The following is a 19192-nucleotide window of genomic DNA, read 5'->3' as shown; positions in this document are numbered from 1 at the left end:
GGAGTTGGCGCCGATCGCCCGCTGCCCCAGCCTCATGTGCCGACCCGGTCTCCCAACACCCCATCCCCTCAAGGGGTTCACCGGTTCGCCACATGTACCTGCCAATTCCGTCAAGCCTTGCCCGTCTGTCACAGGCTTCACACCAGGCCGCTGACATTTCCGGGCTCCGATCGATCCGCGGACGCGCGGGTGATCACGGCGGCGGGGCCGGCGGCGTACGCCGCCACGGGTGTCCCGACCGGTTCCGCGGTCGCGACCGGCGGCGCGGCGAGGTCACGAACGACCTGGAGACGGGTGAGCTCGCAAGCCGGCTTCGGGGACGGCGCGGCGCGCCGGTCCGGCGAGGCTCGGATGAACCGGCCGGCGAGGTGGGCACGCGGCTGGATACGCGATTGGTCTGTGCATGTCAAAAATGTGCGTCGGGGGGATGGCGGGAAACGAGGACGACCGGGGCCGCCACCCCTGGCCCGACGGAGCCGAAATAGGCCGCTGACCAGGTGTTTTGTCATCCTGCCCGACATTCTCAGTTCCCGTCTGGACTGGCCCTCACCTGGGTATTTCTGCCTGTTCCTGGCCGCTGTTGGTCACGCGTTGGTCATGGGCCCAGCCATCGGGGCCGCTGACGGCTGACGTGCCAGGAGAGGAGGATGGTGGGACGGCCGCCGCTGTATCCAATGTGGCCAAAGCGGTGGTGAGCTGGGGTCCGACCTGTTCGGGTCGGACCCCAACGTCTTTCCGTGCGGGGATGGCAGTGAGACGCCCGTGCGAACTTGCGGGCCGCAGCTTCGTGAGAGGGTAAGTGCGACCCACTGACCCGTGCTCACGCATTCTTCACGACTCCGACGCCTCTCGCGGAAACAAATCGACACCTGCCCGACGTTGTCGGTCTCTGGATCGAGGAGGGGGAGGTGTCGAGCCTGAAGTTGTTCCGTGCGGAGATAGCGAATGGCGGCATGGTCGAGGTCATGCCGCGTCTGGCTGAGGTCGAGGCGGATGTTCAGGGTCTCGTCGAGGCACACATGGAGACGCTGCTGGGTGTTCGCTTCCTGGCGAGCGAGTACGGCACGGGGCCAGTTCACGGGGGTCGGATCGATTCGCTTGGGCTGGACGAGAACGGTGCGCCGGTCATCGTCGAGTACAAGCGGGGCGTCGATGCCGGCGTCATCCACCAGAGTCTTTTCTATCTCTCGTGGCTGATGGATCACCGGGCCGAGTTCGAGCGCTTGGTCCGTGACCGGTTCGGGGCTACGGCCGCGTCCCAGGTGCTATGGAGCGGACCCCGCCTGATCTGCATCGCAGGCGACTTCACACGCTACGACGTGCTTGCCGTGCGCGAGCACCGGAGGTCGATCGACCTGGTTCGCTACCGACTCTTCGGCGGTGACCTGCTCGGGCTTGAGACCGTGGCGTCCGTGAGTGGCGGCATGCACGCGGACCGCAGGGCGCGCCGTCAGGCGGTTGCTCGGGCGGCAGCCGACGTCCAGGGTGCGTCGATGATGGAGCTGGCGAGCGCGGTCGACGAAGCACTGCTCGGGCTCGGGGACGGTGTGAACCGTGTTGAGCGCAAGCAGTACCGGGCGTATCAGCGTTTGCGAAACTTCGCCTGCCTGTGCCCGCCGCAGCGGAGCAAGCTGTTGGTCTACCTGACGATCGACCCGAAGGACGTCGACCTCGTTCCAGGGTTCACCCGTGACGTGTCGGGCCCCGGCCACCACGGGACGGGTGATCTGGAGGTCCAGCTGCGTACGCCGAAGGATGTGGAGCGGGCGCTGGACTTGTTCCGGGCGAGCTACGGGGCGGCGTGATCGCCCGCTGACCTCTTGGCGGGCTGTCCTTCGTGCTGTGTCTGTTGTCGTCCGGGTGGTGCCTCTCGACGTACGGGCAATTCGTGGCGGTGGACCATCAATGATGCGCAGGGCTGCCGGTTTGGCCAACCGGCAGCCCTGCGCTATGTTGCCCGACTTTGAGGTGGCTCCCGCCATGCCCCGCGGGGCATGGCGGGACGATGCACCGCCTTGCGGGGAGCCCATGCCGAGGGAGATGTCGACTTGCGCACGGTGGCAGCCCGCATCCGAGCTCAATCGCACGGCTTATCTGGCACGGCGGCGGGTGGAGCGCGAAACTACGTGACAGCGGCGCATTCCGTTTGCCGATCAGCGATGCGCCCGTGGGCGAGGTAGTGGGTATGGGCTGTGGCGCGTGGGTGTGCGACGGTGCGTTGCTCAGCCCCTGGGTGATCAGCGTGGGCGACTGACGGCGGTCCCGGCCTTGACCGCCGCGGTGGCCGGCGGTGTGGTGAGAAGGCTCGTCATGCGTGCTCGAACAGCGGCCTGGGGCTGGCGGGTGCCGGTCCCGTGGGTGAGGGTTTCCGACAGATCGGCCAGTAGTGCGCTGGGGGTGTACGGAGATGCGGTGAGGGTCCAGGTGGCGCGGTTGAGGCTCGGGCCTGCCCAGACGGTCCAGGTGTCGAGGTTCTGGATGGGGTGCTGCGCGGCGAAGGCGTCGAATTGGACCCCCGCTTGGACTCCCGCGTCTCCGGCGGGGGATGTCCAGCGGATCCAGCGTCCGTCCACAGTGTGCTGCCATCCGGCATCGGAGAGGGGCTGCGTGGCGGCGGTGACGGTCTTTCCGTCGACTGGGGAGCCGAGGGCTGTGTCCCAGTCGTCGTTGTGGGCGAGATAATGCAGCAGGTCCTGCAGGACGGGAGCGGGGGTGCTGCCGGTCGCGGTGAGAACCCACATGCGGGCGGAGACCGGTGTTTCGTACGCCGCTACGGTCCACGCGACCTCCTTGGCGAGGGCGTCGTGGGCGCGTTCGACGCGCAGGGTCTGGTTCTCGTGAATGGCATGGGTGGTCTCGTCGGACCAGGTGCGCCACTTCTGCCAGTCACTGTGAGTGTTGAGGAACTCGTCAAGGAGGGCGTCGTGGTCGCCGGCGTCGGCTGCGTAAGCGGGGACGGTCTCCGGCGCGGCCGGGGGTGCCTCGGGCTCGACTGCTGGTGTGTCGAGGGACGTTCGGGCTTTGGCAGCGGCGCGCTCTGTATCCGTCATGGGAGCCGGGCCGGGGCGCATGGTGTCGCCGTGGGCCTTCTCGAAGGCGACCAGGGCCTGGGCCGGTGAGTCGAAGGTGTCGGCGATCTGCCGCCGCGCCCGTAGGCTCGCAGCCCGCACCGGCATCGAGCAGTGGGTCGGCCGGTACAACACCGAGCGCTCGCACTCAGCACTCGGCTACCTCCCGCCCGAGGAATTCGAAGCCCAGCACTACCGATCCCAGGCGACCACGAACGCCGCCTGAAACCACACAAACCAGCCGCTACGAAACCCGGAACAGCTCAACCGCGGGGCCGGAGGGGATACCGTCGACACGCGATCCGCGAGGTGACGGAATGTACGTCGCGGTCAACGGACCGGCGGCCGAGGCGGGTTGGGGCGACGCTCTCGCCGCGGCTCGTGTGGTCAGGGTAAATCGGTTGCTCGCAGGCGGACTGGTGTCGATCATCATTACCGATGACGGGTGAGTTTTCTTCTGTGAGGGGTCTGCGGTGACGATTGTGACGAGGGCTGACGGACTCGATCCGGCTTACCTGGAGGAGGCCATCTCCGCAGTGGCGCAGGGGAAGGGGTTCTCCGGCACGGTCCGTGTCACGCGTCACGGGGAGCCGGTATTCACCCGCGCGTTCGGGATGGCGTCACGGCGGTGGTCCATACCGAACACGTGCGACACGCGATTCCGGGTGGCGTCGGTGTCCAAGATGTTCACAGCGGTGGCCGTCCTGCAGCTCGTCGAGCGGAAGCAGGTCCGCCTCGACGACGCGCTGGTGGGCTTCGTGAAAGAGCACATGCCCCAGCTCGATCCGCGTGTCACGGTCCATCACGCCCTGACGATGACGGCGGGCATCGGCGACTGGTTCGAGGAGGGCAGCGCCGACTGGGAGGCCGAATGGGCCGCCCTGACCTCCTCCCACCCGCTCTACCTGCTGCGGAGCAACAAGGACTACCTGTCACTGTTCGCCGGCAAGCAGCCCCACTTCCTTCCCGGGGAGCGTCATCTGTACAACGGCGCCGGCTACATCCTGCTCGGCCTGCTCATCGAATCGGTGACCGGCCGCTCCTTCGAGGAGGTTATTGCCGACGACGTATTCGCCCGTGCCGGAATGAGCGCGGCAGGATTCCCGGCCCTGGACGACCTGGGGCCGGACATCGCCGAGGGATACCTCACCACCGCCGGCAGCCCCACCCCGTACCGGACCAATCACTACGCGACCACCCCCGGGGCCGCCGCCGACGGAGGGGCTACCTGTAGCGCCGCCGATCTGACGGCCTTCGCCCACGCACTGCGCCACGGGCGGCTGCTGAACGAGGAGACCACGCGCCTGGCTCTGACCCCGCAGGTCGACGAGCGTGAGGAGAAGGTCCGCGGCTACCGGTGGATGTACGGCTTCGGCCTCACCCACATCCTCGACGACGAAGGAACCATCGTCCGCTGGGGCCACACGGGCGAGGAGGACGGGGCCAGCGCCCGCCTCTATCACTACCCGCAGCAGGGCCTGGACGTCGCAGTCCTCGGCAACATCAGCTGGTGCGCCGGCGACATGGGGTGGGCCATCCACGACGCCCTGGTCGGCAACTGAGCAGCCGCGTGCCGCGTTCGCGACGCCGGGCGCTCAGCAGACCGGACAGGCATCGAAGGGTGGAACTGGAAGGATCGAGCCCTGATGGGTAGACAAGCACACGATGCTCCGGGCAGATAGTTTGCTGGGTCGACAACCCACCTAGCAGGAGCTTCGCCTCTTCCCACACTCGGCTCGGCGCCAACTCGGCCCGCCCGGCAATCGGGTCGGAAACAGCTCACTGAGCGTTTTCCAACCTCACGCTGATGCGTGGTGAAGGACCAGGACGGCTTTCACGACGTCGGTGATGCGGTTCGTGCTGCAGCGAAGCTTCCGAAGGAGACGCCAGCCCTTGAGGGTGGCCATGGCCTGCTCACCGACGCAGCGGATCTTGGCGTGGGTGTTGTTGTGGCGGCGCTTCCATCGCTTGAGACGGCGGCCTCGGAACGGAACCCGGACGGGCCCGCCAGCGCCTTGATACGCCTTGTCGGCCCAGCATTTGAGTCCCGCGTCGGCGAGGGCTTCGATGATCCCGTGCCGCCTGGCTGCGGTGAGGTCGTGGGTCGAGCCGGGCAGTGCGGGCGAGGCTCACAGCAGACGGCCGAACGGATCGGTGAGGACCTGGACGTTCACTCCGTGGCGTTTGTGTTTTCCCGAGTAGTACGGGGTGTCGGCGGCGATGCGGTCGATCGGCAGCAGGGTGCCGTCGAGGATGACGAACGCCTTCGCCCGGATCGTCCTCATCGCCTCCGCCAGGGACGGGGCGAGGGCGGACAGGACCTCGACGGCTTCCCGTATGTAGCGGAAGACGGTTGCGATTCCGATGCCGAACCCGGCGGCGAGCTGGGCATAGGTGTCACCGCACCGCAGATGAGCCAGGGCGAGCAGGGCCTGGCGTGCAGCGGAGAGACGTCGCCACCGCGTCCCGATCTCCTGCCTCCTCACGGCCAGTTGCCCCGTCAGGAACTGCAGAGTGCGGCTGGACAGATCGATCGAGGACGGATAGGCAAGCACACGAAGCTCCTGGCGGACACGGGTGATCTTGGTCGAGAACCCGTCTACCAGGAGCTTCGCCCTTGCGCAGGACTGTCCAACTCGCGGTCAGCAACGCCAGCTTGGAAACGGCTCAATGTGAGGCACCACTCGCCGGGCTACACGATGTCCCAGTACGGCAAGCGCCGGGTGGAGGGTGCGTGGAAGCTCGCGTCGGGGACCGCGCAGCGCATCGGCCTGGGGCGTATCGAGTGAACACGCAACGGGTTGGTCATGCCGTTGGTCACGGAGGGACTTTCCGCCTGCGACGGGGGCCCGGCGAGAGGAACTCGCTGGCGCGTTGGTCACGCCGTTGGTCACGGAGGGGGTAGACGGCCCGCAAAATACCTGGTCAGAGGGCTAAATGTTGGATGGACGACCGGGGCCGCCACCCCCCACAGGAGAGGCCCCGGTCGTCTTCCGCGGGGCCGTAGGACGACCCCGTACTCCACTCAGCGCCGTCGCTGCGTTTTCTGTCACACCACCAGGAGTCCGGGGAATGTTGCGGGTTGTACAAGACATGGACGCGACCCCCGCCGAGGACGTAGCGTGCGGAGTCGCGCAGGGTGGCGCGGCAGTGATGACCAGCTGCGATTCGGGACAGCAGGGCAGGTTGAGGGAGTGCTGGGGGACGACGCGGAGCTCACTGCCGCGGTACTCGCGGCACAGGACGGGGACGAGGACGCCTTCCGTACTGTGTACCGCGCTGTGCAGCCGCGGCTGCTGGGCTACATACGGACACTGGTGGGGGAGCCGGACGCCGAGGACGTGGCGTCCGAGTCCTGGCTGCAGATAGCGCGCGACCTCGACCGGTTCAGCGGCGACGCCGACCGCTTCCGCGGCTGGGCGGCGCGCATAGCCCGCAACCGCGCGCTGGACCATCTGCGGATGCGCGGCAGGCGCCCCGCGGTCGGCGGCGACGAGTCGGAGCTGTCCGAGCGGCCGGCCGAGTCCGACACCGCCGGCGAGGCGATGGAGGCCCTGGCCACCGGCCGCACGATGTCGCTCATCGCCCAGCTGCCGCAGGACCAGGCCGAGGCCGTGGTGCTGCGGGTGGTCGTGGGCCTGGACGCGAAGAGCGCCGCGCAGACGCTGGGCAAGCGTCCGGGGGCGGTACGCACCGCGGCGCACCGGGGGCTGAAGCGGCTGGCCGAGCTGTTGCGTACGGACGCCGACAGCACCGACAGCACCGACTCCCACCCTGGCGGAACGGACTCCGACGACTCCGACGACGCCGCCCCCGCGGGGGATCCGGCGGACCCGTCCGCCCCGCACCGGAGCGCGGCGGGCCGGGCGGCGGAACTCGACGCGGTGCCCGCCCAGCGCCCCGCCCGCAACGGTCTGGCGGCGCCGGCGGGTGTGACGCATTCGCGTCCGTGGACGCAGAAGGACATGTGATGGCCGACGAGCGGTACGAATGGCTTGACAAGGACGCCGCGGAGAGATTGCTCCGCGGCGAGCCGGTCGACCCCGTCGGCGGTCAATCGTGTACGGACGCCGAGAGGCTCGCCGCCGCGCTGGACGCAGCCGCACGGACCGCCCGCCCGGCCACCGGTGAACTGCCCGGCGAGGCCGCGGCGCTGGCCGCCTTCCGCACGGCCACCCACTCCGCGCGTGCGAGGAGCCGGGCGAACGCGCAGCCGAGGGGCACCACCGGGAATGCGGGCCGGCCGGCGGGTGCCGAGATGCTCGAACCGGTACGCATCGGGGCCACGCTCGTCGGCTCCGTCCCGTCCGGGGACTCCCGCCGTATCCGCTCCGCGCGCTGGAGCCGGCCCGTCCGCTTCGGTCTGGTCGCCTCCCTCGCGGGCTGTGCGCTCGGCGGGGTGGCCGTGGCGGCGGGGACCGGGATGCTTCCCGGCCCGTTCGGCGGGCACGCCCCCCTGCCGGCCACCTCCGTCTCGGCAGCGGCGACACCCGAGGAGCTCGGTTCGGGGCTCACCGAGGAGGAGACCCCGCAGCCACCGCCGTCCGCCTCCCCGAGCGCGGACCCCTCCACGCCCCCCGCGGCCCCCTCCACCCCGGCCGGTGACCCGGATCCCGGTGGATCGGGCCGGGCGAAGGAGCACAAGGGCGGCGGCGACCGGAAGCCCGGCGGCGCCACGACCGGCTCCACGGCCGGCCCCCGGAACGGCAATCAGCCCGAGAGCTCCGGGAGAACCGGCTCCGGCGAGTGGTACGCCAAGGCGCTCAAGGCCTGCCGCGCGTACCGCGACGGCACCCTGGACGACAAGCGCAGACGCAAGCTCGAAGCGCTGGCGAAGGGCGCCCGCAACCTGGACCGGTTCTGCGACCGTGTGCTCGAAGGATCCGGGAAGGGCCAGAACGACCAGGGCGACGACGAGCAGGGCGAGGACGGCTCGAACGGGAACAACGGCATCGGCTTCGGCTCCGGAGCGCCCTCGGCGATCCGGTTCGTGAACGGTGTGCGGCTGCCCTCGAACCCGGTCTCCCTGACGCCCTCGGCCCGGACCCCCGGCTGAGCGAAGCCGTGCGCGGCAGGCTTTTTCGAGCCCTCCGCCGCCAGGTGTGACGTTTTTCGAGGCCGTGACGCAGTACTGAGTGAGCCGACTGGTCATCGGCAGCGCACAGAGCCGGGGTTCCCCCCGTACCTACGGCTCAGCGCACATGGCGCGGGCGGGACACGTTCCCCCGGTCCCGTCCGCGCCCCTTCTCCTCCTCTTCCCGCCGTCCGGCCCTATCCGTAGACCACGACCTTGTCGCCGTTCTTCACCTGGGCGAAGAGCGAGGCGATCTTCCCCTCGTCCCGGACGTTGACACAGCCGTGCGAGGCGCCGCTGTAGCCGCGGGCCGCGAAGTCCGCCGAGTAGTGCACCGCCTGGCCGCCGCTGAAGAACATCGCGTACGGCATGGCCGTGTGGTAGATCGTCGACACGTGGTGGCGGGACTTCCAGTAGACGGAGAAGGTGCCCTCGCGCGTCGGCGTGTACTGGGAGCCGAAGCGGACGTCCATCGACGACACGACGCGGCCGTCGATCATCCATGACAGCGTCCGGCTGTTCTTGCTGATGCACAGGACCCGGCCGGTCATGCAGCGCTTGTCCGGCTTGGCGGCCGGTCGGGTGGTCGGCGGATTCAGCTCGGCGGCCGTCGGCTCGTGCGTCATGCCGAGCAGCTTCTGCCAGGTGAGGGTGTCCGTCCTGCCCGTACGGGAGAGGCCGCGCTTGCCCTGGAAGGACTGGACCGCGGCGACCGTGACGGAGCCGTAGTAGCCGGTGGGGCTGCGGTCGAAGTGGCCGATCTGCCGCAGCCGGGCCTGGAGTTCCCGCACCTGCTTGCTCTCGGTACCGCTCGCCATCAGCGTCGTGCCCTGCGGGTCGGGCTTCGGCGTGGGCGACGCGGTGGCCTCCGGCGAGGACGCGGCGGGCGTCGGCGGCCGGGAGGCGGGCTTGTCGTCGTCGGTGGTCGTGGTCGTGGCCCGCGGCGGTGCCGACGGGGCCGCCGGTGCGCTACCGGTGGCCTGTGCCTTGCAGCCGGCCGCCGCGGCGACGGTGAGGACGGCGAGCGCCGCCGCGGCCCCCGCCCGACCCCGCCTGCCGGTCCGCGTCGTGCCCCGTACGGCGGTGCGCGATGTGCTCCTGGTGGTGCTGTCCATCATCTCGGCCCCCTGTGTGTCCGGTGTCCCCTTGGACGGATTCCCGCTCTGCCCGGTTGCCAAAGCCCGCGCATGATGGGGAGTGCGGCGACGAGGGCCGTGGGGGAGGGCTGTGAGCAAGGTCCCAGCCCCTGCCCCTCCAACGGTCTCGCGCCCGCCGCTACAGTCCGTCGCGGGAACCGTGGTTACCAGCAAGTAGCTTTACTGGGCAGCTTCAGCGGGAGGCACAGCAGATGACGCGCGAGTCGGAGTCGGGACTGCCCATCGAACCGGTCTACGGGCCGGACGCACTCGACGGCTGGAACCCCGGCGAAAAGCTGGGAGAGCCGGGTGCCTACCCCTTCACACGCGGTGTCTACCCCTCGATGTATACCGGCCGGCCGTGGACGATGCGCCAGTACGCCGGTTTCGGTACGGCCACGGAATCCAACGCCCGCTACCAGCAGCTGATCGCCAACGGCACGACGGGCCTGTCCGTCGCCTTCGACCTGCCCACCCAGATGGGCCACGACTCCGACGCGCCGATCGCGTCCGGCGAGGTCGGCAAGGTCGGGGTCGCGATCGACTCGATCGACGACATGCGGGTCCTGTTCGACGGGATCCCACTGGACAAGGTCTCCACGTCCATGACGATCAACGCCCCGGCGGCGCTGCTCCTGCTGCTGTACCAACTGGTCGGCGAGGAGCAGGGGGTCCCGGCGGACAGGCTCACCGGCACCATCCAGAACGATGTGCTCAAGGAGTACATCGCGCGCGGCACGTACATCTTCCCGCCGGCGCCCTCGCTGCGGCTGATCGCCGACATCTTCAAGTACTGCCGGGCCGAGATCCCGAAGTGGAACACCATCTCGATCTCCGGCTACCACATGGCCGAGGCCGGGGCCTCGCCCGCGCAGGAGATCGCGTTCACCCTCGCCGACGGTATCGAGTACGTCCGTACCGCCGTCGCGGCCGGCATGGACGTCGACGACTTCGCGCCCCGTCTCTCCTTCTTCTTCGTCGCCCGCACGACGATTCTCGAAGAGGTCGCCAAGTTCCGTGCGGCCCGCCGGATCTGGGCCCGGGTCATGAGGGAGGAGTTCGGCGCGAAGAACCCCAAGTCGCTGATGCTGCGCTTCCACACCCAGACCGCGGGCGTCCAGCTCACCGCCCAGCAGCCCGAGGTCAATCTGGTGCGCGTCGCAGTCCAGGGCCTGGCCGCGGTCCTCGGCGGCACGCAGTCGCTGCACACCAACTCCTTCGACGAGGCCATCGCCCTGCCCACCGACAAGTCCGCCCGCCTGGCCCTGCGCACCCAGCAGGTCCTGGCGTACGAGACGGACGTCACCGCGACCGTCGACCCGTTCGCCGGGTCGTACGTCGTCGAGAGGATGACCGACGACGTCGAGGCCGCGGCCCTGGAACTGATGGCCAGGATCGAGGACATGGGCGGCGCGGTCAGCGCGATCGAGCGCGGCTTCCAGAAGGGCGAGATCGAGCGCTCCGCGTACCGCATCGCCCTGGAGACCGACAGCGCGGAGCGCGTCGTGGTCGGCGTGAACCGCTTCCAGCTCGACGAGGAGGAGCCGTACGAGCCGCTCCGCGTCGACCCCGCGATCGAGGCCGAGCAGGCGGCCCGCCTGGCGAAGCTCCGCGCCGGACGCGACCAGGACGCGGTGGACACGGCGCTGGCCCGGCTGCGGAAGGCCGCCGAGGGCACGGACAACGTCCTCTACCCGATGAAGGACGCGCTCAGGGCGCGGGCGACGGTGGGCGAGGTGTGCGACGCGCTGCGCGAGGTGTGGGGGAGGCATGTGCCGTCGGACGCGTTCTGAGGCGCTGGGTACCCGCACGGGTGATCTCTCGCTGAATGTCCGTGTACCTGGATAAGCTCATGAACAGTGGTCCCCGAAAGGAGGATGCCGTGGCCGTAATACAGCACGAGGAGCAGGTGCGCGTGCAGGAACAGCCGGAGCTGACGCTCGGCGAGGCAGCCGACCAGCTCGCACGCTCGCTGCCTGGGCATCGCGTGGAGATTCTCCAGGGGAGGCTCACTGTGACACCACCGGCGGACGTGTCGCACGCTCTGGCTCTGTCCTGGCTCGGTGAGGAGTTCGGTGCGCGGGCGCGCACCGTGGGGCTCAGACTCGTCCAGGGGGTCGGGTTGTGGTTGCCCTCCGGGCCGGAGGACTACGCGATTCCCGACCTGTCGGTCGTCGAGGCCGACATCAAGGACGCCCATGTCATGAAGAACTGCTACGCCGCTCACGTCTTCCGCATGGTCGTGGAGGTGACCTCGACCAACTGGGCGGACGACCTCGGCCCCAAGGTCGAGGACTACGCCCAGGCGGGCATTCCGGTCTACGTCGTGGCCGACCGCAAGCACGACCTGGTGCTCCTCTGCAGCGATCCCCGGGGCGGCGAGTACAAGAACAAGGCGCACCACAAGCGCGGGACCTCGTTCGCCGTGCCGGACGTGGTCGGCGTCGAGATGGAGATCTCCGTGGACCGCCTCCTCGACGGCGACGAGGACTGACCCCGCGTCTTCCCGAAAACCCCTGGACGAAGTGTCGTACTCGCGTGCGACACTCCGTTTCATGCTGGGTGTCACCGATCTTCCGACCTATCTCGCCGGCCTGGTGCTGATCGTCCTGCTGCCGGGACCGAATTCGCTGTACGTGCTCTCCGTCGCCGCCCGGCGCGGGGTGCGGACCGGGTATGTGGCGGCGGCCGGGGTGTGGACCGGGGACACCGTCCTGATGACCTTGTCCGCGCTGGGGGCCTCGTCGCTGCTGCAGACGACGCCGGTGCTCTTCGCCGTCGTCAAGTTCGCCGGTGCGGGCTATCTGACCTGGCTGGCGATCGGCATGCTGCGGGCCGCGGTGACCATGTGGCGCGAGCGGGACCGGCGGATGGCCGAGCTGACCGAGGAGGACGCCGGGCCCGCGGCCACGGCGGCGATGGAGCGGCCCTACCGGCGGGCACTGGTGGTCAGCCTCTTCAACCCGAAGGCGATTCTGTTTCTGATTTCGTTCTTCGTGCAGTTCGTCGACCCCGCCTACGCCTATCCGGCGCTGTCCTTCCTGGTGCTGGGTACCCTGCTGCAGATCGCCAGCTTCCTCTATCTGTCGATGCTGATATTCGGCGGCACCCGGCTGTCCGCCGCGTTCCGCCGCCGCAAGCGGCTGTCGGCGGGGGCCACCTCGGCGGCCGGTCTGCTCTTCCTCGGGTTCGCGGCGAAGCTCTCGCTCAGCAGCGTCTGACCGTCGCGCCGAGCAGCGCATCGGCCCGGGGGCGGTGGCAGTTCTCCGTACCGAAAGGGCGAGTTCATCCGGCGGCCGCTCAGGTTTCTTAGCGTGTCGCGGAACCGATCACGCGCGCCCGGCATCCGCCCCTCGACGGGGCGGGGCTCCGTGCGCGCTCCGGTGACCGCACATCCGGATACGCCCCCTCCCCCCACGGGCACCAGACGCTTGGAGCGCCATGAGAGAAGCCCGCACCCGTTGGTCACGGCAGCGTGACGAGGCCCCGCCCGGGAGCGCCGCCTCGCAGCCCGCCTCCGTCACCCCGACCGACGTGGACGTGTGCCTGCGGGCCTGTGCCGCGCACAGCACCAAGCTGGTGGCGGGGCTCGACCGGCGGCGTACGGCACTCGCGGAGGCGCTGCGGCACCTGCTGGCCGTGCACGCCGCGGCGCAGCCCGCGGGACCCGCGCCCGCCGGGTCCTCGATCCCGCTGATGCGGCGCGCCGGCAAGGCGGGCGCGGCCTCCGCCGCGACCCTCGCCGACGAGCTGCTCGACCCGCTGCTCGCGGTCGGCAACAAGGCGCTGGACTGCGGTTACGAGGACGAGCTGAAGCTCGCGATGCTCATCGGGGACACCGTGCTGACCCAGCGCAAGGGCTCCCGGGCCGGCTGGCGGCTGCGGGCCAGGACTCTGGAGGCGATGGGTGCGGAGACCGCGGCCATCGAGGCGTACGAGCGCTACCTCTCGTTCACCGAGGACGACGGCTTCGGCATCGCGGCCAAGGTCGTCGGGCTGCGGGCGGGCGCGCGGCTCCAGGACGCGCTGCTGCGGAGGCTGGAGCGGGACTGCCCGGCCGCCGCCGAGTACGCCGCCCGCCCCGTCACCGAGTCCTGGGCCGAGGGCCTGGCCCTCCAGGCGCGCGGCGACCGGGACCGGGCGGAGCCCCGGCTGGTCGGCGCCCTGCTCGCCCAGGAGCGCACCGGAGCCCCGGTGACGGAGCTTCAGGAGGCCACCTCCCAGTACCTCGGGCTGGCCATCGAGGCGGCCGGGACGGACCCCGTCGCCGTGGCCCGGCTCACCGAGATCGTCGGCCTCTACGCCGAACAGCGCAGGAGCCGGATGCGCGGCCCGGTCGAGGACCCCACCTTCGGCGGCGTCGAGTGGACCACGGTCGGCGAGTTCCGCAACCGGATCGCGGGCCGGTCGATCTGCCTCATCGCCAACTCCCAGCGCGTCGGCGGCAGTTCGATGGGCGCCGAGATCGACGGCTACGACCTGGTCGTCCGCTTCAACTCGTACCGGATCGACCCGGCGGCGACCGGACGGCGCACCGACATCCACGCCACCATCCACAAGCACGGCTTCAACTGGGACCAGAAGGTGCACACCCGGCTGGTCTTCGGCGGGGTCTCCGGCGACTGGAAGCACTCCCTGCGCAACCGCCTCGTCCCGGGCGCCCAGCAGTACCTGGGCGACGAGTCGCTGCGCTGGCCGCTGCGTGACATCGGGCGCGTCGGCGCCGACGTCTGGCCGGCCATCCCCACCACCGGGTTCAACATGCTGTGGCTCCTGGACCACCTCGACGTCAGCAGCCGGATCGACCTGATCGGGTTCGACTTCTACGAGAGCGGCGCCTACCGCCTGCCCGGCGCGATGCGGATGCCCATCACCTCCGTGCACGAGTACACCAGCGAAAAGGCGTGGGTCATGGAACGTGCCCAGAGCGTCACCGACATGAGGATCCGACTGCGATGACGACGACCGCCACGCCCCCGTCCGCCACGGGCCTCCCCGGCACGGGCCTTCCCGACCCGGTCCTCCCCGCCACGGGCCTTCCCGTCCCGCCCGCGCCCGCGAATTCACTCACCGGCAAGCGCCGGGTCGCCTTCGCGAGCTTCGTCGACGAGAACTACCTGCCCGGTTTCCTCGCCCTGCTGCGCAGCCTGGCCCTCTCCAACCCGAACGTCTGCGAGGACTTCCTCGTCCTGCACGACGGACTGCGCCCCGCGTCCGTCGCGCAGATCCGGGCACTGCACCCGCGCGTCGACTTCCGCCGGGTCGACGCCGAGCACTACGACTCGTACGCCAAGGGCGACCAGGACAACTACCTGGTGCGCAAGGCCTACTTCATCCTCGACATCTTCCGGGTCCGCGACTACGACACCGTGATCACCCTGGACACCGACATGGTCGTCCTCGACGATCTGGGCGAACTGCTCGCGCTGCGCGACGGACTGGCCGCCGTACCGCAGTTCTTCTACGGGCAGCACAAGCTCAACAGCGGGCTCCTGGTCATCCAGCGCGAGTATCTGAGCGACGCGTTCTGCGCGAGGATCGACGAGGTCGGCCGGGCCGGCACGTACGAGCTCGACAAGCACGACCAGGGCATCCTCAACGCCGTGCTCGACGGCGACTTCGTCCAGCTCGACGCCCGCTACAACTTCGTCAAGCGGCGGCTCTCCGGCGACCTCCCGGTCCCCGACTCCACCGCGATCCTGCACTTCACCGGGCGGCACAAGCCCTGGCAGGGCGGCGAGGCCGGCTACCGCGAGGCCGAGAACCGCTGGCACGAGTTCGAGCTGTCCGACGCCGAGTTGCACTCCGCGTACGTGGCGCTGCCCGGCGCCAAGCACCACGACCTGCTGGTCCACTACGGCACCCCGCACGTGCTGCGCACCGGGTCCCCGGAGGCCGCCCGCAAGGTCGCCGCCGCCCACATCGCGGCCGGCGAGTACCAGGAGGCGGCCGATCTGCTGGGCCGGGTCAAGATCCCCGTCGACGAGTCCTGGCCGCACGAGGTGCTCGGCCACGCCCTGATGAGCGTCTCCCGCTACGAGGAGGCCCGCGCCCGGCTGCTGCTCGCCACCGCCTCGCCCAACCGGGCCGCGACCGCCTTCGCCCGCCTCGCCCAGATCTCCTGGATCCACGGCGACGACGACGAGGCGGCCGAGTACGCCCTGAAGGGTCTCGCGGTCGACCCCACCCACCGCGCCAACCGGCTGATGCACAAGCGCACCACGGACCTGACCGCCCCCGTGGAGGGCCCCGCCTCCGGCCAGCTCGCCCATGTCGCCTTCTACATGGAGCGCCAGGGCAACGCCGGGGACAAGCTGCTGCCGGAGAGCGTACGGCTGGCCTTCGGCCGGGACACCGGACCGCGGCGCTGGCACTCCGTCCACGCCCACCGGCTCTTCGACGAGGCCGCGCTGGAACGGGTCAACGAGCGCCGGGGCCTGGTCATCGGCGGCGGCGGCCTCTTCATCCCGGACACCGCGCCCAACGGCAACAGCGGCTGGCAGTGGAACGTCCCGGACGAGCTGCTCGACCGGATCGATGTCCCCGTCATGGTGTATGCGGTCGGCTTCAACGCCTTCGACGGCCAGGCGTACGGGCACGGGCGGGACCGGTTCCTCTCCAGCCTGCGGGGGCTCGTCGAACGGGCCTCGTTCTTCGGGCTGCGCAACCACGGCTCCATCGAGAAGGTCCGGGAACTGCTGCCCGCCTCGCTCCACGACAAGGTGCGCTTCCAGCCCTGCCCGACCACGGTCACCAGGCAGCTGGTGGACGGCTGGACGGACCCGGAGCGGCGCGAGGACACCGTGCTGATCAACGCCGCGTACGACCGTTCCGGGCTCCGCTTCGGGCACGACTACGGGCACTTCCTTGGCGAGATGGCGACCGCGGTGCGGGAGCTCGGCAAGCGGGCCGAGGTCCAATGCGTCGCCCACTCGCTGGACGACGAGCGGATCGCCTTCGACCTGCGGCGCGAGCACGGGATCGCGCTGCCGGTGATCCCGATGTACGACTTCGGCAACGACGGGATCCGGGACACCTACGCCCGCACCAAGCTGGTCATCGGGATGCGCGGGCACGCGGGGATGATCCCGTTCGGCTGCGGGACGCCGATCATCAGCCTGATCTCGCACCCGAAGATGGCGTACTTCCTGGCCGACATCGACCGTCCGGAGTGGGGCATCTCGGTCCACGACCGGCACCTCGGGGCCCGGCTCACCGAGCGGGCGGCCGGGCTGCTCGACGACCACGCGGCCACGGTCGCCGATGTGCACGGCCGGCAGCGGGAACTCTGGAAGGTCACCGAGGCCAACGCGGCGGACCTGAGGGTGATCCAGGGCGGCGTGCCCGTCTGACGGCGCCGGGTGCGGGGCGGGGCGCCGAACCGGGCCCGGCCCCGCACCCGAGGCCGAACCGGCCCCGCACCCGAGGCCTACTGCCGCACCACCCGGCGCCGCACCGACCGTGCCACCCGGCGCACCACCGCGTTGCGCGGCAGGAACGCGAGCTGCGCCGGCACCGCCCCCGGCAGCGCCAGCGAGGTCAGCCGCTTGCGCTTGAAGTAGCGCCATGTGGTGGTGTCCAGGTGTGCGGCCAGATACCGCTCGGCGGCCGGCCGCAGCTCCGGGTAGATCCTCGGCTGCATCGCGAACCCGACCGCGGTGACCAGCCCGGTCAGCTCCACCGGATCCACCGGCTCCGCGCCCCGCGCCGTCCCCGCCCGCTCGACGGCCGCCCGGTCCGTCACCTCCGGCACCAGCGCGTCCACCAGCGTGACCGGGACGCGGTTGCTGTTCTCGTACGGGGCGAGCCGGTCCAGCAGCACCTCGGTGCCGACCCGGGCCACCGGTAGCCCGTAGAACTGCGAGGCGGTGAGCAGCGCCGTCGAGAAGCAGCCGACGACCAGCGCGGGCCGCATCCGCTGGTAGAGCACCTCGGCGAGGACCGGTGCGGTGAGCACCCCCTCGTCCAGCACCGTCAGCTCGGCACCGAGCCTCCCGGCCTCCTCGCGCATCGCCCTCGACCACTGCGCCGGGGCCGTGGGATGCGGTTTGAAGACGATCCGGGTGTGGCCGAGCGCGACCGCGCCGCGCATCATCCGCAGATGCAGATTCTCCTCCTCGGCCGCGCTGATCAGCCCGAGCGCCGAGAGGTACTGGCCGAGCAGCAGCGCGGGCGCCTCCACGGCCGGTACGCCGTCCTGGGCCGCGGGCGCGTCCGCCAGCTCACCGAGCACCTTCAGGAACACCTCGGTCGGCACGATCTGCGGCGCCACCCCGAACTCCGTGAGCAGCAGCGGCTTCAGCCCCGGCACCAGGTCGAGGTGGAGCAGCCGGCGCACCCGCGTACCGACCAGCGGGTCGATCTTGTTACGGGTGGGGCCGTAGCTCATCAGCCCGTCCGCGTACACATCGACGGGCGCGCCGGTGAAGATCTGCGCGACGGCCAGCGCGGGGTTGACCTGGATCGATTCGACCGCGAGCTCGATGTCGTCGTCGCCGAGCCCCCAGGCCAGGCGCAGATGCCGCTCCCACAGGGGCACGTCGTCGGGGCGCGGCGCCCAGCCGCCCGGGTGGAAGGGGGCGATCGTCGTGTTCCACGACACCACGTCGTCGAAACGGCCGCGCAGCGCGTCGAACCCGGGCATCGCGTCGAGGGAGGCCGTCGTCTCCGGCACGGCCGCGTTGTTCGAGACGAGCAGGATGCGGCGGTCCGCGTCCGGGAAGCAGCCCGCGTCGAGCGCGGCGGCGAGGGTGGCGGTGCCGTAGAGCGTGGAGGCGAGGAAGATCTGCGTGGTGCGGGACCGGGCGGCGTTCACGCGGCGGCCACCTCCTTGGTGCCCGCGGCGGCCGGGCGGCGGCGCAGCCGGCGCAGCAGGGTGGCGCGCTGCACGTCCATCGAGTCGAGGGCGTCGTCGAGCACCTGCTGCGGCATTCGCTTGAGCGCGGCTCCGCTCATGGACTTCAGTGTGCGGGCCACGGCGGGTTCGAACCTTTCGATCGAGCTCATGTGGTGGAAAATGATTGCGCAATAGGTACGGACCGCTTTCGGCAGCAGTACCTGCGCGTCACGATCTTCCGCGGTTTCCCGAATGACCTGGTCGAACGAGCGAATGAAATCGAGCTGGCGTACGTCGCCGATCTGTGTGAGCGAAGAGGCCACCCCGCGCCGGTAGAAAATTCCGAGAAGCCCCAGCACCGCGAAGGAATCGGCCTCGCGATGCAGCCGCCAGATCCACGGACGGTCCTCCGCGGTGCGCAGCCCGTCCGTGAAATGCAGCAGCCCGCGGTCCAGCAGCCGCCGGTGGTACAGCCCGGCCCAGGCGTACGGATAGTCGACCGAGGTGGACCGCCCGGCGGGCAGGATCGCGTCCCGCGGGTCCAGCACCTCGCCGCGCCGGCCGTGCGGGACGCGGTGCACGCTGCGGTTCCTGCCCTCGACCTGGACATGGTCGGTACGGACGAAGTCGCAGCCCAACTCAGCTGTCCTGGCGAGGAGTTCGGAGTAGAACCCGGGGGCGAGCCAGTCGTCCCCGTCGAGGAACGCGAGGTACTCGCCGCGCGCGGCGTCCAGGCCGGTGTTACGGGCGGTGGCCAGTCCGCCGTTCTGCTTGTGTCTGCGTACGACCACCCCCGGAATCTCGTCCTCGGCGCGGCGCAGCATGTCCGCGGTCCCGTCGGTCGAACAGTCGTCGACGAGGATGAATTCGAAGTCCTCGCGGGCGTTGGCCCGCAGGCTTCTCAAGGTGTCGGGGGCGTATGTCTGCACGTTGTAGAACGGCACGATGACCGAGAGCTTAACCACCCGTCTCACGCTAGGCGTGAGCCCGTCATTTGCCTTGGCCCCGGGAGGGACGGTGGGTGAACGGCGAATGTCGGAATGATGAACCAGACCGAATCGTGGGTGATTGCGTCCTC

14 protein-coding genes and 1 pseudogene are annotated in these 19192 nt (G+C 70.1%); 10 read left to right on the top strand and 5 right to left on the bottom strand.

What is annotated here, in order from left to right; genetic code table 11:
* Window positions 1-908: 908 nt before the first annotated feature.
* Complete coding sequence (locus tag ACFV8T_RS05810) at window positions 909-1805, top strand: DUF5655 domain-containing protein (RefSeq protein WP_385325033.1); 897 nt, start codon at window positions 909-911, stop codon at window positions 1803-1805.
* A 432-nt stretch (window positions 1806-2237) separates the two neighbouring features.
* On the opposite strand, the gene ACFV8T_RS05805 is transcribed toward ACFV8T_RS05810, so the two are convergent.
* The gene (locus ACFV8T_RS05805; protein WP_385325031.1) at window positions 2238-3050 is read right to left on the bottom strand and encodes a DUF317 domain-containing protein; all 813 of its coding nucleotides are present in this window, start codon (window positions 3048-3050) and stop codon (window positions 2238-2240) included.
* On the opposite strand from ACFV8T_RS05805, the gene ACFV8T_RS05800 reads away from it, so the two are divergent.
* On the top strand, window positions 3049-3294 hold the full coding sequence (locus ACFV8T_RS05800; protein ID WP_385325029.1) for an integrase core domain-containing protein: 246 nt from the start codon (window positions 3049-3051) through the stop codon (window positions 3292-3294). The genes ACFV8T_RS05805 and ACFV8T_RS05800 overlap by 2 nt on opposite strands.
* A 247-nt stretch (window positions 3295-3541) precedes the next feature.
* Entirely contained in the window at window positions 3542-4630 is a 1089-nt protein-coding gene (locus ACFV8T_RS05795; RefSeq protein ID WP_385325027.1) for a serine hydrolase domain-containing protein, read from the top strand.
* A gap of 237 nt (window positions 4631-4867) precedes the next feature.
* Here ACFV8T_RS05795 and ACFV8T_RS05790 read toward each other — a convergent pair.
* Window positions 4868-5623: pseudogene (locus ACFV8T_RS05790) on the bottom strand (transposase family protein).
* Between the two features lie 639 nt (window positions 5624-6262).
* On the opposite strand from ACFV8T_RS05790, the gene ACFV8T_RS05785 reads away from it, so the two are divergent.
* Together ACFV8T_RS05785 and ACFV8T_RS05780 are read left to right on the top strand one after the other, a co-directional pair.
* On the top strand, window positions 6263-7039 hold the full coding sequence (locus ACFV8T_RS05785) for an RNA polymerase sigma factor (protein ID WP_385325025.1): 777 nt from the start codon (window positions 6263-6265) through the stop codon (window positions 7037-7039).
* A complete protein-coding gene (locus ACFV8T_RS05780; protein WP_385325024.1) occupies window positions 7039-8124 on the top strand; it encodes a hypothetical protein in 1086 nt (361 codons plus the stop codon). Before ACFV8T_RS05785 ends, ACFV8T_RS05780 begins: the two co-directional genes overlap by 1 nt.
* Window positions 8125-8339: 215 nt before the next feature.
* Here the strand turns inward: ACFV8T_RS05780 and ACFV8T_RS05775 are convergent, their stop codons facing one another.
* Entirely contained in the window at window positions 8340-9260 is a 921-nt protein-coding gene (locus ACFV8T_RS05775) for a L,D-transpeptidase family protein (RefSeq protein WP_385325022.1), read from the bottom strand.
* A 230-nt stretch (window positions 9261-9490) separates the two neighbouring features.
* Between ACFV8T_RS05775 and ACFV8T_RS05770 the strand changes: the two genes are divergently transcribed.
* From ACFV8T_RS05770 to ACFV8T_RS05750, 5 genes are all read left to right on the top strand, one after another.
* Entirely contained in the window at window positions 9491-11071 is a 1581-nt protein-coding gene (locus ACFV8T_RS05770) for a methylmalonyl-CoA mutase (protein ID WP_385325020.1), read from the top strand.
* A gap of 89 nt (window positions 11072-11160) precedes the next feature.
* Complete coding sequence (locus tag ACFV8T_RS05765; protein ID WP_385325017.1) at window positions 11161-11772, top strand: Uma2 family endonuclease; 612 nt, start codon at window positions 11161-11163, stop codon at window positions 11770-11772.
* 61 nt (window positions 11773-11833) lie between these two features.
* Window positions 11834-12499 (top strand): leucine efflux protein LeuE, encoded by a 666-nt coding sequence (leuE, locus tag ACFV8T_RS05760; protein ID WP_385325014.1) that lies wholly within the window; start codon window positions 11834-11836, stop codon window positions 12497-12499.
* A gap of 220 nt (window positions 12500-12719) precedes the next feature.
* On the top strand, window positions 12720-14237 hold the full coding sequence (locus ACFV8T_RS05755; RefSeq protein WP_385325011.1) for a hypothetical protein: 1518 nt from the start codon (window positions 12720-12722) through the stop codon (window positions 14235-14237).
* Window positions 14234-16630, top strand: coding sequence for a glycosyltransferase (locus ACFV8T_RS05750; protein ID WP_385325008.1), 2397 nt, complete (start codon window positions 14234-14236; stop codon window positions 16628-16630). The genes ACFV8T_RS05755 and ACFV8T_RS05750 overlap by 4 nt, the downstream gene beginning before the upstream one ends.
* Before the next feature lie 77 nt (window positions 16631-16707).
* On the opposite strand, the gene ACFV8T_RS05745 is transcribed toward ACFV8T_RS05750, so the two are convergent.
* Together ACFV8T_RS05745 and ACFV8T_RS05740 are read right to left on the bottom strand one after the other, a co-directional pair.
* The gene (locus tag ACFV8T_RS05745) at window positions 16708-18093 is read right to left on the bottom strand and encodes a polysialyltransferase family glycosyltransferase (protein WP_385325005.1); all 1386 of its coding nucleotides are present in this window, start codon (window positions 18091-18093) and stop codon (window positions 16708-16710) included.
* Window positions 18090-19079, bottom strand: coding sequence for a glycosyltransferase family 2 protein (locus ACFV8T_RS05740; RefSeq protein ID WP_385325002.1), 990 nt, complete (start codon window positions 19077-19079; stop codon window positions 18090-18092). The genes ACFV8T_RS05745 and ACFV8T_RS05740 overlap by 4 nt, the downstream gene beginning before the upstream one ends.
* Between the last annotated feature and the right edge of the window lie 113 nt (window positions 19080-19192).

Source organism: Streptomyces sp. NPDC059832 (genome assembly GCF_042731715.1).
Lineage (GTDB): Bacteria > Actinomycetota > Actinomycetes > Streptomycetales > Streptomycetaceae > Streptomyces.
This window is presented reverse-complemented; position numbering and strand designations above follow the sequence as displayed.